Source organism: Knoellia aerolata DSM 18566 (genome assembly GCF_000768695.1).
Classification (GTDB): domain Bacteria; phylum Actinomycetota; class Actinomycetes; order Actinomycetales; family Dermatophilaceae; genus Knoellia; species Knoellia aerolata.
Genome location: NZ_AVPL01000073.1, coordinates 1 through 14,428, shown reverse-complemented (window position 1 = coordinate 14,428; position 14,428 = coordinate 1). Strand labels below are relative to the sequence as shown.

Genomic DNA, 14,428 nt, shown 5'->3' with positions numbered 1-14,428 from the left:
ATCCGGGCCTCGGGCCCTCCCGGTGCTGGTGTCCCCTGCATACCCTCATCGTACACCCGTTCGACGACACTCGGAAGGGTTCTCCACAGGCAATTGCCCTGTGGCGCAGCGCTATTGGCGCACGACCCAAGCAAGCTCAGGCATCCGAGGGCCGTGGCCTCAGGCGGGCGCGCGGGCCGCCCGCGTCGACGCCTGGCCGCGCTCCTGCCACGCCATGGCCAGCGGGGCGGTGAGCCCGTGCAGGTAGACGGAGACGACCACGGTGAACGCGACGACCGACCACAGCCACCGGATCTCCTCGAACTCGGCGTGGCTCGCGGCGTACGCAAGGTAGAAGAGCGAGCCCACGCCCCGCACGCCGAAGACCGCGGCGACGACGCGCTCGCGGGCGTCGAAGTCGCGCGGTCCCTCCCGGTGCGGGTGGCCGAGGAAGGAGACGAGGCCGGCGATCGGGCGCAGCACGAGCAGGAGGAACAGCGAGATGGCGACCCCGCGCCAGTCGAGGTTGGCGAGCAGCCCGTTGGTCAGCGCCATCCCGAGCAGGAGCAGCACGACGAGGGTGAGCAGCCGCTCGAGGCGCTCGATGACCTCGTGCATGTCGTGGTGGTAGGAGTGGTTCCGCTCGAAGCTGCGGATGGCCATGGCGCACGCGAACACCGCGAGGAAGCCGTAGCCGCCGAGGACCTCGGCCACGCCGTAGGTCGCGAGCAGCGCGGCGATGGCGACGAGCGGCTCACCGTTGGCGGCGAAGCGCAGTTCCTGCGAGCGGGCGGTGAAGGCGAGGCGGGCGACCGCGCGCCCGGCGACGACCCCGACGACCGCACCGATGGCGACCTTGCCGACGAGCTCCCAGGCCAGCCAGCGGGCGCCCCACTCGGAGACGCTGCCGACGGTGGCCAGCAGGATCGCCGCGTGGACGAAGGGGAAGGCGAGGCCGTCGTTGAGCCCGGCCTCGCTCGTCAGCGCGAACCGGACCTCGTCGTCCTCGTCCACCTCCTCGGAGTCCTCGCGGTCCGTGTCCTCCCGCTCGCCCTCGTTGGGTCCCCCGACCTGGACGTCGGACGCGAGCACCGGGTCCGTGGGCGCCAGGGCACCACCGAGCAGCAGCGCGGCCGGTGCGGCGACCCCCATCGGCCCCCACGCCATGAGCGCGACACCGGCGATGGTGAGCGGCATGGCGATGCCGAGGAGACGCCACGTCGGCGACCACGTGCGCCACGACCCCACGTCGCGGAGGCTGAGCGGGCGGTCGAGCGCGAGCCCCACGCCCATGAGCGAGACGAGCACGGTGAGCTCGGTGATGTGGGTGACCGCCACCTCGTGCGAGGTGGGGTCGAGGTCGAGGTCGCGGAAGCCGGGCAGCAGCCCCAGGACGAGGCCGAGGGTGACGAGGACGATGGGTGCGTTGACGTTGAGCCGCTGCAGGACTGGCGGGAGGATCACCGCGAGGAAGAGGGCGAGGCCGAGCGCGACGTAGATCCAGGCGGGCTTCACCCCCGCACGTCCCAGAGGTGGTGGGCGAGGTCGTGCAGGCCGTAGCGGCCGAGGCTGAGCACCGTGAACTCCGAGCCGTCGGAGCGCACGCCCCGGCGATCCCACGCGGGACCGGACAGACCGGCATACGCCTGCGCGAGCCGAGCGGCGGCCTCGGTGAGCTCGGCGGCGACGGTGCCGGGGTCCTGCTCGGCGTAGCGGCTGTCGACCGCCGTCGCGTCCTGGTCCCAGTTCGCGAAGCGCGCGCCGTCCTCGTGGAGCATGAGCCGCACCCGGTCGGCGAACAGGTCGCAGACGTCGCGGACGTGGCAGGCGTACTCCAGCGGGGACCACGTGGTCGGGTCGGGCCGGGTCGCGACGTCCTCACGCGAGAGCACGTCGGACCACGGTCTGGTGTATGCCGTGACGAGCCCGGCCACGTCGGCCGGCGGTACCGCTGCGGCGTCGAACCCGCAGTCCGGACAGGACCGGTCGAGGGTCCACGTCCAGTCCTTGTCGTCCGGTTCGATGGTGCTCATGGGCACAGCGTAGGCGGGTCGCCGACCGGGGCGTGACGCCTCGAACCGTGGGGTACGGTCCCTGACGTGACCGACTCCTGGCCCGTGATCCTCGCGATCCTCGCCGTCCTCGTCGTCCTGGCAGCAGTGGCCTGGTTCGCGACCTCCTCGAGCCGCTCCCCGGGACGCCACGCCTCCTCGTCGCGGCCGTCCCGGTCGTCGTTCCGGCCGGAGCAGGCCGAGCACACCCCGACGCCGCCGCGCAAGCAGGTCGCGGTCATCCTCAACCCCAGCAAGTTCGACGACGTCGAGGCCGTCCGGGCCCTCGTGACGAAGGCCGTCCTCGACCACGGCGAGTGGGACGAGCCGACGATCCGCGAGACCACGGTCGACGACCCCGGCTACGGCCAGACGAGGGCGGCGCTGGCCGACGACGTCGACCTCGTCTGCGCCATCGGCGGCGACGGCACGGTGCGCGCGGTCGCCCACGTGCTGACCGGCACGTCCACCCCGATGGGCCTCGTCCCGGCCGGCACGGGCAACCTGCTCGGGCGCAACCTCGAGCTGCCGCTCGACCTCGCCGAGGCCGTCGAGGTCGCCCTCACCGGACGCAACCGGCACATCGACGTCGGCTGGCTCACCCTCGACCCGACGTCCGAGCAGAGCTCGACCGAGGAGCTCGACCCGGGCCACGACGGCCCGACCGAGCCCGACGTGGGCGCCGACGACGAGCACGGCTCCGACCCTGCCGCGAACCAGCACGCGTTCCTCGTCATGGCCGGCCTCGGGCTCGACGCGAGCATCATGCATGCGACGTCGGACCAGGCGAAGTCGCGCATCGGCTGGGGCGCGTACGTCGCCAGCGGCGCCCAGAACCTCCTCGGCGCCCGGTTCGCGACCCGCCTGCGGATCGACGGCGGCGAGCCGATCGCCCACACGGCCCGCACGATCGTCGTCGGCAACTGCGGCAAGCTCACCGGGGGGATCACCCTCATGCCCGACGCCGAGATCGACGACGGGGTCCTCGACGTCGTCGCGGTCACGCCCAAGGGCATCGTCGGCTGGGCCGGGGTCGCCGTGCACATCCTCGCCAAGCGCGGTCGCAACCACCCCAAGATGGAGCGCTACCGCTGCCAGTCGATCCTCGTCTCGCTCGACGCCCCGCAGCTCGTCGAGATCGACGGCGACGTCATCGGCCAGGCGAGCCGGGTCCGGTTCGAGGTGCGCCCCAAGTCGCTCATCGTCCGCACGCCCTCGCCCGGCAGCACGCAGGCCAAGCCCGTCGTCGCGGCCTGAGCACGCAGGACAGCACTAGGTCGGCAGGTCGTCCGGGTCGTAGCGGTCGAGCAGGCCGTCGACATGGGCCTCGGCGTCACGGGTGCTGGGGGTGTAACCGAGGACGGCCGCGAGGAACCGCTCGGAGTCGAGCGCGCGCAGGGCGAGGTCGGTGTGCGCGAGGACCGTCGCCGTCCGCCGGGTCCGACGCAGCAGCGCGATCTCGCCGAAACCCTCTCCCGCGCCGAGGGTCGCGACGACGTGTCCGTCACCCCGCACGTCGGCCTCCCCGGACTCGACGACGTAGTAGTCCTCCCCCATGTCGCCCACCCGGAACACCACCTCTCCCTGCGGCACGGCGACCGGGCGCAGACCACGCGCGAGGCGCTCCACCGCGGGCAGCGGGAGCGGCGCGAGCATCGTCACCCGCTGGAGCAAAGCGACGTCACCGTCGAGGGCGCTGACCGACCGGTCGAGGGACCGCAGCGGCCGCAGTGAGGCCACGGCCAGCAGGGGGCACAGCACGCCGGTCGCGACGAGCGCGATGCGCACGTCGAACCACTCGACGAGGAGCGAGGCGAACAGGGCCCCCAGACCGATCGACACCGTCACGAGGCTCTCGAGCACGCCGAAGACTCGCGCCAGCACCTCGTCCGGGGCCATCCGACCGATGAGGGTGAAGCCGGCGACGTCGATGAGGGCGTTCCCCACGCCGATGAACGCCACGAGCACCAGCGCCACGCCCTCCCTCGGCACGGCACCGACGAGGGCGAGCGGCAGGCCCCAGAGGGCGACCCCCACCGCGAACCACGCGCCGAGCCGGCTCGTCCCGACGAGCAGCGACGCGGCCAGCGACCCCAGCACGGCGCCCACGCCGACCGCCGCCATGAGGGCACCCACGCCCGGCTCACCCGTCCCGAGGAGCTCGATGGCCACGACGACGGAGAGGACGGTCAGCGCGCCCCGGGTCAGCGCCTGCGCGGCGGCGAGACCCAGCACGAGGGACAGGCCGCGGTGCCCCGCGACGGCCCGGACACCGTCCATGGCCTCCGCGACGAGGTTCGGCCGCTGCGCCGCCGGCCGAGGGGGTGCGTCGTAGCGGAGGCGGACGAGCAGCGCGGCAGACCAGAAGGAGGCCGCGGCCGCCACGGCGAACACGACGTCGACTCCGGTGACCTGAAGCAGGACCGTCGCCACGAGCGGCCCGACGAGCGTGGCCGCCGAGTCGAGGAAGCCGCGGACGACGTTGGCGCTCGCGAGCTCGTGCCCGGTGCGGCACAACGACGGCAGGAGGGCCGAGTGCGCCGGACGGTAGAGCGTGGCCGCGATCGTCGAGAGCACGGCGGCGACGTAGATGAGCACCGCCGGACCGGAGAGCGCGGCCACGAGGGCGGCCGCCGCCGTGGCCAGCCCCCGCACCGTCGACACCACGACGAGGACGCGCTCGCGTCGGCCCCGGTCCGCGAGGGGCGAGAGCACCGGCGCGAGGAGAGCGGACGGGACCATCCGGAGCAGGCCCACGAGCCCCACCGCCGCCGCGCCCCCGTCCCGGTACGCGACGATCCCGAGCGCCACGGTGAAGGCCCACTCCGCGGTCCACGCGCCGAGGAAGCTCAGCTGGGCGCGGCGCAGCCTCGGGTTGCGGGCGTTGCTCGTGAAGGCCGCAGCGGCGTGACCCAGCCGACTGCCCCCGTCGGGAGTCATGGCCAGAATCTAGGTGGGAGGGCCGTCCTGTGGCCAGAGCCCGGTCGGACCCTCAGCGGCGGGCGCCACCCTCGATGGGTGACTGAGGGCCGGGGTCGGGAATCTTGTCGCGCCACCGGCGCTCGAACGGCAGGCGCCAGGTGTGCGGCGAGACGAGCTGGTGGATCTGGTTCGGACCCCAGGTCCCGGCGGCGTACGGCCGGACCACCGGGGGGTTCTCGATGAGCGGCTGGCTGATCTGCCAGAGCCTCTCGATGCCCACCGCCGACGTGAAGAGCGTGTGGTCGCCCCGGACCGCGTCGTAGATGAGCCGTTCGTAGGCCTCGAGCACGGCGCCGGCCCAGTGGGTCTCCTGCATCGCGAACTGCATCGACAGCTTGTCGAGCTTCATGCCGGGACCGGGGCGCTTGCCGTAGAACGACAGCGACATCCGGGCCTTGTCGGCAAGGTCGAAGGTCAGGTGGTCCGGGCCGTGGTCGCCCACCCCCGAGCCCTCCGGGAACATCGACTGGGGCGGCTCGCGGAAGGCGATGGAGATGATCCGGGCGCCCTCGGCCATGCGCTTGCCGGTGCGCAGGAAGAAGGGCACCCCGGCCCAGCGCCAGTTGTCGACGTAGCACTTGAGCGAGATGAAGGTCTCGGTGTCCGAGTCGGGGGCGACCCCCGGCTCGTCGAGGTAGCCGATGTACTGCCCGCGCACGACGTCGTGGGGGTGGATGGGCTGCATCGACTCGAAGACCTTGTTCTTCTCGCGGCTGATGGCGTCGGGCTCGAGCGAAGTCGGCGGCTCCATCGCCGTGAACGCGAGGATCTGGAACAGGTGGGTGACGACCATGTCGCGGTAGGCACCGGTGTTCTCGTAGAAGTCGCCCCGCGTCGCCAGCCCCAGGGTCTCGGGGACGTCGATCTGCACGTGGGCGATGGAGTTGCGGTGCCAGATCGGCTCGAACAGGCCGTTGGCGAAGCGGAACGCGAGGATGTTCTGGGCCGGCTCCTTGCCGAGGAAGTGGTCGATCCGGAAGATCTGCTCCTCGGCGAACACCTCGTGCAGACGCCGGTTGAGCTCGACCGCGGAGGCGTAGTCGGTGCCGAACGGCTTCTCCATGACGACCCGGCTGCGCTCGACGAGCCCGGCGTCGGCGATGGTCTGCACCGCGGACAGCGCCGCCCGGGGTGGGACGGACAGGTAGTGCAGGCGCAGCTCGGTCTCTCCCGGCAGCAGCGCCTCGGCGGCGCGGACCGCCTCACCGAGCGCCTGGGGCCCGGCGGACAGCGGGACGTAGTGGAGCCGCTGCGCGAACTGGTGCCACTCGGCCTCGTCGAGGTCGCGGGTGGAGAACTCCCTGATCGCCGCGTGGGCGAGCTCGCGGAAGTCATCGGTCGAGATCTCGTCGAGCGAGGTGCCGACGACACGGAGGTCGTCGAGCAGGCCCGACTGGAACAGGTGCAGCATCCCGGGGATGAGCTTGCGCTTGGAGAGGTCCCCCGTCGCGCCGAAGAGGATGACGGTCGTCGGCGCGGTCTTCTGGTCGGTCATGGGCCCAGCCTTACCTGCCGGGACCCTCCTGACCAGCCTCGGCGTCGGGTGATCTGGGGTCCGGTCGGTGGCCCAGGCGCTCGCGGATCGCGGCATACACCAGGGGGTCGTGGACGAGCGCGAGGTGGCCCACGCCGGGGAGGACGACGACGTCGCCCTCGGCGAAGCGACGGCTGCCGGGCGAGTGCGGACCGGATCCCTGCGCGCTGGCCGCCGGGACCATCCCGTCGCCGATCAACCGGGCGACCCGGCTGTTGATGCGCTTGCCGAGCAGTCCGACGATGGCGAGGTGGCGGACGCCGGGGTGGAGCGGGACGTCGACGCGTCGCCCGCTGCGGTCGTCGAGGTCGAGGCCGTCCCACTCCTCGTCGAGGATGTTGCCGTACCGGAGGTCCTGGATCCCGACGCTGCGCGCCCGCAGCACCGCGGCCAGGGGGCGCGAGTGGCGCAGCCTGCCGGCCAGGCGGGCGGACTGGTTCGCGAAGCGCTCCAGCGGTGCGCCCAGGTGGGGAGCGCCGAGGGTCACGGTGTCGCTCACGAGCGGGACCCAGTCGGCCTCGACGTCGGCCTGCGCCAGGGCGCTGTGGACGACGAGGCCGCCCATCGAGTGCCCGAGGAGGACGATCCGGGTGACGGGGACCGGCCAGTGGGCCACGAGGGCGGTGAGCACCCGGTCGAGCTCGTGGCCGTTGTGCGAGATCCGCAGCCCGGTGTTGTAGCGGACCGTGACCGGGGTGAAGCCGAGGTCCTCCTCGAGGCGCTGGCCGAACCGACCCCGCTGCCACGCGGTCTCGTGGACGACGAGGCCGTGGACGAGGACGACGACGTCACCGGTCGCCGCCGGCCAGGCCGCGGCGAGCCCGTCCTCGGTGAGCGGTACCGACCGCCCGCGCCGGCGCACGCCCATCGTGTGCGCCAGCGGGGACCCGGAGACGTCGAGCCGGTCCCCGAAGAAGGCGTTGACGAAGGCGCGCGCCCCGTTGGGGGCCGGGTGGTGGACGAGGTGGTCGCTGACCCCGGCCGCGCGCTCGACCCCGCGCATGAGCCGCTGCTCGACGGCGGTCGGTGGGGCCTCGTCGCGCTCGGTCATGCCCACACTGTCCCACCCGCGGCCGGGCTCACCGAACGGCCGCCCGCCCGCCGGGCGGCTCAGCGGTCGAGGAGCCCGCGCAGGTCGTCGGCGGTGAGGGCGCTCGAGAGCAGGTTGCCGTCGTCGACGACCCGGGCGAAGAGGTCGCGCTTGCGGTCCTGCAGCGCCACCACCTTCTCCTCGATGGTGTCGGTCGACACGAGCCGGTAGACGTTGACCGACTTCGTCTGCCCGATGCGGTGAGCGCGGTCGATCGCCTGGTTCTCGGCCGCGGGGTTCCACCAGGGGTCGAGGACGAAGACGTAGTCGGCCTCGGTGAGGGTCAGCCCGAACCCGCCGGCCTTGAGCGAGATGAGGAAGACCGGCGCCTCGCCCTCGCGGAAGTCCCGCACGACGTCGGCCCGGTTGCGGGTGGACCCGTCGAGGTAGGCGTACGCGATGCCCTCGGCGTCGAGGCGGGCCCGCACGAGGGCGAGGAAGCCGGTGAACTGGCTGAAGACGAGCGCCCGGTGGCCCTCGGCGGCGAGCTCGGTGACCTGGTCGACGAGGGCCTCGACCTTGGCGCTGGGCGCCACCCCGCCGTACTCCTCGGCGTCGACGAGGGACGGGTCGAGGGCCATCTGCCGCAGCACGGTGAGCGCGCGCAGGATGGCGATCCGGTTGCCGTCGAGGTCGTCGATGAGCCCGAGGAGTCGCTGCCGCTCGCGGGCGAGGTGCCGGTCGTAGATGGCGCGGTGGCGGGGGTGGAGCGCGACGTGCAGCACCTGCTCCTGCTTGGGCGGGAGGTCGGACGCGACGGCGTCCTTGGTGCGGCGCAGCAGCAGCGGACGGATGCGCCGTCGCAGGGTGGCGAGCAGCTCCGGTGCCGCGCCCGCCTCGATCGGCCGGGCCCACTGGTCGCGGAACACCTGCGGCCTCGGGTGGAGTCCCGGCGCGACGATCGACAGCAGCGACCACAGGTCCATGAGCGAGTTCTCGAGCGGCGTGCCGGTGAGCGCGAAGGTGACCCGGGCGGGAAGCTGGCGCATCGCGGCATACGTCTTCGCCTGGTGGTTCTTGACGAACTGCGCCTCGTCGAGGACCGCCGCCGACCACCGCACCGACCGGAACTGCTCAGCGTCGATCCGGGCGACGGCATAGGTCGTCACGACGAGGTCGGCGCCGGCGATCGCCTCTGCGAGCGGGACGCGGGCCTTGCCGCGGGTGCGGTCGAGGACGACGACCGACAGGTCGGGGGCGAACCGCTCGACCTCGCCGGCCCACGTCGCGAGGACCGAGGTCGGCGCGACGATGAGCATCGGGTCGGCGAGCTCCCCGCGCTCCTTGGCGCGCAGCGCGGTGGCGAGGACCTGGAGGGTCTTGCCCAGGCCCATGTCGTCGGCGAGCACCCCACCGAGGCCGAGGTCCCAGAGGAGCGAGAGCCACCGGAACCCCTCCTCCTGGTAGGGCCGCAGCGTCGCCTTGAGCGCACCGGGCACCTCGGCCGGCGGCGGGGTGTCGGCGTCGTCGACCCCGAGGAGGGCGTCGACGGACCGGCGCCACCGCCCCGACTGCTCCTCGACGACCCCGATCTCGACGAGCTCGTCCCACAGCCCGGCGTGGAGCACCGAGAGCTTCAGCGGGTCGGTCGGCCGGTCCTGCAGCTCGCGCGCCTCCTCGACGAGGGAGCGGAGCCGCTGCAGCTCGGGGTGGTCGAGCGTGAACCACGCGCCGTCGGGAAGGAGCAGCCGCTCCTCGTCGTGCGCGAGAGCGGTGACGAGGTCGGCCAGCGGCACCTCGTGCCCGCCCACGGTGACGCTGATCCGCAGGTCGAACCAGTCGTTGCCGTCGGTGGACTCGCTCGTCCCGACCGCGATCCGCGGGGCCTGCGTCACCTCGGCGTATGCCGTCCGCTCACCGCTGACCTCGACCTCCACCCGGTCGTCCGCCTCCAGTGCGGGGAGGAGCTCGGCCAGCGCCACGGTGTCGAACCCGTCGACGGAGGCCTCCTCTCGCAGGGCCCACCCGGCCCGGGTCAGCTCCCAGAGCGCGGGCAGCTCGTGGCGCGACGGGGCCGCAGCCATCAGGTCGGCCTCGAGGGCGGAGCTGCGGAAGGCGTCGGGGTCGCGCAGGACCGCGCTGTCCCGGGCGAGCGGGACGGTGACCGGCGCGTCGACCGGGCCGTAGCGGAACGCCCAGGCGAGGTGGACGACGTGGTCGGCGGCGAACCGCACCGCGAGGTGCAGGCGCGGCGGGGCGACCTCGGGCAGCGTGAGTCCCCCGTGGGTGCGCACCGTGGCCCGGCGCTGCAGCACCGGGAGCGTCTGGATGGCGAACGTCGACCAGTCGGCCGTCGGGATGGTGAACGGGCCGCGCTCGACCACCCGGGTGGCGGCGAGGTCGACGTCGGGGCCGAAGCCACCCAGGCGCAGGTCGGCGCCCTCCTGCCGGAACCAGCCGGTGGGCGGCTCGCCGACGGTGACGACCTCGCCCTCGCCGGGCAGGTCGAGGCTCGGCACCGCCCGCACGTCACCGCTGCCGGTCGGCGTGAGGTCGAGGACGAAGTGGCCGACCTCCGGCTCGAGGTGCACCTCGCCGGAGCCGGTGGCCTGCGTGAGCAGGACGATGCCGGCGTCACGCGCCCGGCCGAGCAGCTCGACCCAGCCCCGCCCGACCTGGGCGAGCGGGATCCCGGCGGGCATCCGGCCGTACCCGGACAGCCGGCTGCTGCGCCGGAAGGCGTCCGCGATCGCCGTGAGCGCGTCCAGGGGCGCCCCGTCGAGGTGGTGGGCGTAGGAGGAGTAGTAGCCGCCGCTCACCGCCTCCCACGAGATGCCGGTGCGGATCCAGCGTCCGGGCACGGCGCCGGGCACGACCGGGCGCAGGTGCACCGAGGGGGTCGGCGGCAGCATGTCCCAGCGTGCGGCCCGGCCGGTCGGCGTCTCGACGTCGAGGAGCAGCCCGACGCTGCCGGGGGACGAGCCGGACTGCGGGTCGGGGACGTCGAGCAGCTCGTCGAGGGCGTCGCGCCACGAGTGGGGGCGCTCCGGCGTCGGCTCGGGGTCCGCGCTGGCCGCGTCGAGCCGGCGCCACGGCTGCTGGGCCCGGAGCATGAGGGCGAGCGCGGCGGCGTGCTTGCAGTCCCGGCCGATCGGGCAGCTGCACCCGCCCTCGACCCAGGGGCCGCGGTCGTCGCGTCGGAGGGAGAGCTCGGTGCGGTAGATGTGCGGCCCGCTGCCGATGACCCGGGCCGACGCCCACGCTCCACCGTCGGACACGGTGACGCTCGTGACCCGGCCGGCGCCGGCATACGCCCGGCCCTTCTCGAACGTCGTGTGGCCGAACGCCTCGACGAGCACGCGGTCGGAGACCTCGGCGAGGGTGCGGGGTTCCTGCTCCACGACCGGGCCCACCTCCTTGCGTCCACGCGAACCGAGGACCACCGTATGCCGCGTCGCCGACGCCGCGCACCGCCCATCCACAGGCGGGTCAGTCCGGGACGCGGCCCCCGGGGTAGGTCGCGCGGAGCTCGTCCTCGGTCGGGGTGTGCGGCTCCCGGGCCTCGGGCGGCAGCAGGTCGCTGATCGCCTGCATGATCCGCTTCGTGTCCGCGACGGGTGAGCGGTGGAGGAGCTCGACCGGCTTGCCGACCCGGATCCGCACGGTCGGCGGGTGCGCCAGCGAGAGCAGGTTGGGCATCGTCGACGACCGGGGCCACACCTTCTCGGTGCCCCACATGCCGACCGGGACGACCGGTGCGTGCGACGCCGCCGCGAGCCGGGCGGCCCCGGTCCGGCCCTTGAGGACCGGGTCGAAGAAGGCCTGGCCCCGCGGGATCGTCCCCTGCGGGAGGAGGCCGACCATCTCGCCGCCCTCGAGGGCGAGCGCCGCCATGTCGTAGGACTCCTGCCCGCCCTCGGCCCGGTCCACCCGGATGCCGCCGATGGCACCGACGAGGGGGCCGAGGACCGGGATCTCGAACAGCTCCTTCTTGGCGAGCACCCGCGCGGTGCGGCCGGACCGGCGGACGACGTTGGCCATCGCCACGACGTCGAAGTAGCTGCGGTGGTTGCCGACGAGGATCACGGGGCCGTGGCGCGGGATGTTCTCGATGCCCTGGATGTCGAAGCGCGCGCACGGGAAGAAGGTCGACCGCAGCGCCTCGAGGGCGAAGCGCTGCAGCTCGATGCCCAGCACGGGGACCTTGAACACCCCCGGGGACACGTCGAAGTGCACGATCGGCCAGCGGCGCGCCACGGCATACACGGCCAGTCGCGGGTCCGGGTTGACCGCGGCCGGCTGACCGACGGCCTCGAGCAGCGGCAGGTCGAAGATGCTGTCCGAGTAGGCGAAGCTCGCGCGCAGGTCGATGTCGTGCTGGGCCGCGAAGTGGCGCACGGCCGTGAGCTTGCCGGTCGACCAGACGAACGGGCCAAGGATCGAGCCGTCGAAGCGGCCGTCCTCCTTGGTGCCATAGCGGGTCGCGACGACGTGGTCGAAGCCGAGGAGGTCGGCGAGCGGCTTGATGAGGTGCTCGGGCGTCGTCGTCGCCATGACGACGAGCCGGCCCTCCGCCTTGTGCTGCTCGATGAGGGCCAGCGCGAACGGGTGCACGAGCTCGGCGATGACCTCGGCCGCCCGGGTCGCCGCACCGTCGAAGCTCTGCGAGTCCTTGCCGCGGGCGACGAGCGTCGCCTGCCGGGCGAGGAAGATCGACGCGAGGTTCTCGCCCAGGAGGTCGAAGGTCTTGAACAGGAGCCCCTGCCCGGGCAGCGAGCGCGGCACGAGCCCGAGGTCGACCATGGCCCGGCTCAGGTGCGGCCCCGTCCCGCCCTGGAGCAGCGTGCGGTCGAGGTCGAAGAACGCGGCGCCGGGCATGGCCACACCCTATGGCGGCGACGCGGCGTGCATAGGGTGGCCGCCATGACGACGGCGTTCGTGCTCGGCGGCGGTGGGGTGCTCGGCACCACCCAGGTCGGCATGCTGCGCGCCCTCGCCGAGCACGGCTTGCGCCCCGACCTCGTCGTCGGCACGAGCATCGGCGCGATGAACGGCGCGTTCGCCGCCGCCGACCCCTCCCCCGCGGGCATCCGGGTCCTCGCCGACGCGTGGCAGGCCGTGGCGTCCAGCGGGGTCTTCCTCGAGAACCCCATGCGCTCGGCCGCGCGCCTCGCCCGGTTCCGCACCCACCTGCTCTCCAGCGCACCGCTGCGGGCGGTCATCGACGACCACCTGCCGGTCGACACGTTCGAGGAGCTCGAGGTCGACTTCCAGTGCGTCGCGGCGTGCATCGAGACCGCCGGCTCGGCATGGTTCTCCTCCGGCGCCCTCGTCGACCCCGTCGTCGCGTCGTGCTCGGTGCCGGGGCTCTTCCCCGCGGTCGAGATCGACGGGCGACACCACCTCGACGGCGGCCTCGTCCACTCGATCCCGGTCGGTCGCGCCCTCGAGCTCGGCGCCACCCGGGTGTTCGTCCTCCAGGTGGGCCGGGTCGAGCAGCCGCTCACGCCGCCGCGCCGGCCGTGGGAGGTCGGGGTCGTCGCGTTCGAGATCTCCCGCCGGCACCGCTACGTCCACGAGATGGAGTCGATCCCCGACGGCGTCGAGGTGCACGTGCTCCCGAGCGGGGCCCCCGAGTCGCCGTCCGTCTCGCTCTCCTACGGCCGCAGCTCGCGCATGACCGTCCGGGCGGAGCAGGCGTATGCGGCGTCGTCCGCCTACCTCGCCGCGGCCTCGCTGGCCTGACCCGCCGGCCCGACCGTACGGCATACGCTCCGCTCATGGGAGTCGCCGCAATCCCCAAGCCCCCGCTGGTCGCCCGGCGGGTGCTCCCGTTCGTGTGGCCGGTCGGCGCGGCGGCGCTCACCGGGCTCGCGACGCCGGTCATCGTCGTCGGGGCGTTCGCTGCGCTCCTCGACAAGCGGGCGCGGCTGTTCCGGGTGAGCGTCCTCGGCGTCGGGGTCATGTGGATCGACGTGCGGATGCTCATGGAGTGCTGGCGGCTCTCGCTCAAGGACCCCCGCCAGAAGAGCGCCACGTGGGAGGACGACCACGAGGCCGTCTTCCTCGCCGGGCTCAACCGGGCGATGATCCTGGCCAGGCGCTGGGTGGGGTTCGAGGTGCGGCTGGACGGCCGGATGCACTTCGGCACCGACGGCGCCCCGCTCATCGCGTTCGCTCGTCACGCCGGTCCCGGCGACTCCCTCGCCCTCGCCTGGCTCCTCGGCCACACGGCGGGCCGCATGCCCAAGATCGTTCTCGCAGAGGCGCTCCGGTGGGACCCGACGGTCGACGCGCTCCTCACGCGGATGCGGTCGTCCTTCGTGCCCAGTCGCACCGGCGCCGGTGACGACCGCACGGCCGGGGTGCGCGCGCTGGCCCGCGGGCTCAAGCACGACGACGTGCTGCTCCTCTTCCCCGAGGGACAGAACTTCTCCCCCGACCGCCGGCGCCGGCTCATCGACCGCCTTCGGGAGGCCGGGCAGGAGCTCAAGGCCCGTCGCGCCATCTCGCTGTGGAACACGTTGCCGCCCAAGACCCGCGGCGTCATCGCCTGCCTCGACGAGCGCCCCGACGCCGACGTCATGATCGTCGCGCACGCCGGCTTCGGACAGCTGTCGACGCCGAAGGAGATCTGGGACGCGATCCCGTTCACCGACCGCCCGTTCCTCGTCCGGACCCACACGTATGCCGCGGCCGACGTCCCGGACGAGCCGGCCGAGATCGAGCGCTGGCTCGACGAGCACTGGACCGAGATCGACCAGTGGGTGGCGACCCACGAGGGCTCCGGCACGTCCTGACCCTCGGCCCGGGACTGGTGCCGCGCGCCGTGCACACGGCATATCGAAGGCA

10 protein-coding genes are annotated in these 14,428 nt (G+C 73.3%); 3 read left to right on the top strand and 7 right to left on the bottom strand.

Annotated elements, in window-relative coordinates; translation table 11 throughout:
- Nucleotides 1-159: 159 nt before the first annotated feature.
- Both N801_RS16985 and N801_RS16980 read right to left on the bottom strand, forming a co-directional pair.
- A complete protein-coding gene (locus N801_RS16985; protein WP_245618495.1) occupies nt 160-1,494 on the bottom strand; it encodes a cation:proton antiporter domain-containing protein in 1,335 nt (444 codons plus the stop codon).
- Nucleotides 1,491-2,012, bottom strand: coding sequence for a DinB family protein (locus N801_RS16980; protein ID WP_035940390.1), 522 nt, complete (start codon nt 2,010-2,012; stop codon nt 1,491-1,493). Before N801_RS16980 ends, N801_RS16985 begins: the two co-directional genes overlap by 4 nt.
- A 66-nt stretch (nt 2,013-2,078) precedes the next feature.
- Here N801_RS16980 and N801_RS16975 point away from each other — a divergent pair, with 66 nt between their 5' ends.
- A complete protein-coding gene (locus tag N801_RS16975) occupies nt 2,079-3,287 on the top strand; it encodes a diacylglycerol/lipid kinase family protein (RefSeq protein WP_035940389.1) in 1,209 nt (402 codons plus the stop codon).
- Nucleotides 3,288-3,302: 15 nt separating this feature from the next.
- Here the strand turns inward: N801_RS16975 and N801_RS16970 are convergent, their stop codons facing one another.
- From N801_RS16970 to N801_RS16950, 5 genes are all read right to left on the bottom strand, one after another.
- Nucleotides 3,303-4,970 carry an MFS transporter gene (locus tag N801_RS16970; protein ID WP_035940388.1) on the bottom strand — a complete coding sequence of 556 codons (1,668 nt, stop codon included), beginning with the start codon at nt 4,968-4,970 and terminating at the stop codon, nt 3,303-3,305.
- Nucleotides 4,971-5,022: 52 nt separating this feature from the next.
- Nucleotides 5,023-6,507: a glucose-6-phosphate dehydrogenase gene (gene zwf / locus N801_RS16965; RefSeq protein ID WP_035940387.1), complete on the bottom strand. Its 1,485-nt coding sequence runs from the start codon at nt 6,505-6,507 to the stop codon at nt 5,023-5,025.
- Nucleotides 6,508-6,517: 10 nt separating this feature from the next.
- Nucleotides 6,518-7,597 (bottom strand): lipase family alpha/beta hydrolase, encoded by a 1,080-nt coding sequence (locus tag N801_RS16960; RefSeq protein ID WP_052113240.1) that lies wholly within the window; start codon nt 7,595-7,597, stop codon nt 6,518-6,520.
- A gap of 59 nt (nt 7,598-7,656) precedes the next feature.
- On the bottom strand, nt 7,657-10,977 hold the full coding sequence (locus N801_RS16955; protein ID WP_035940392.1) for a DEAD/DEAH box helicase: 3,321 nt from the start codon (nt 10,975-10,977) through the stop codon (nt 7,657-7,659).
- An 88-nt stretch (nt 10,978-11,065) separates the two neighbouring features.
- Entirely contained in the window at nt 11,066-12,454 is a 1,389-nt protein-coding gene (locus N801_RS16950) for an HAD-IB family hydrolase (protein WP_035940386.1), read from the bottom strand.
- A 45-nt stretch (nt 12,455-12,499) separates the two neighbouring features.
- On the opposite strand from N801_RS16950, the gene N801_RS16945 reads away from it, so the two are divergent.
- On the top strand, nt 12,500-13,321 hold the full coding sequence (locus N801_RS16945; RefSeq protein WP_035940385.1) for a patatin-like phospholipase family protein: 822 nt from the start codon (nt 12,500-12,502) through the stop codon (nt 13,319-13,321).
- Between the two features lie 35 nt (nt 13,322-13,356).
- The gene (locus N801_RS16940) at nt 13,357-14,376 is read left to right on the top strand and encodes a 1-acyl-sn-glycerol-3-phosphate acyltransferase (RefSeq protein ID WP_084109168.1); all 1,020 of its coding nucleotides are present in this window, start codon (nt 13,357-13,359) and stop codon (nt 14,374-14,376) included.
- Nucleotides 14,377-14,428: the final 52 nt, after the last annotated feature.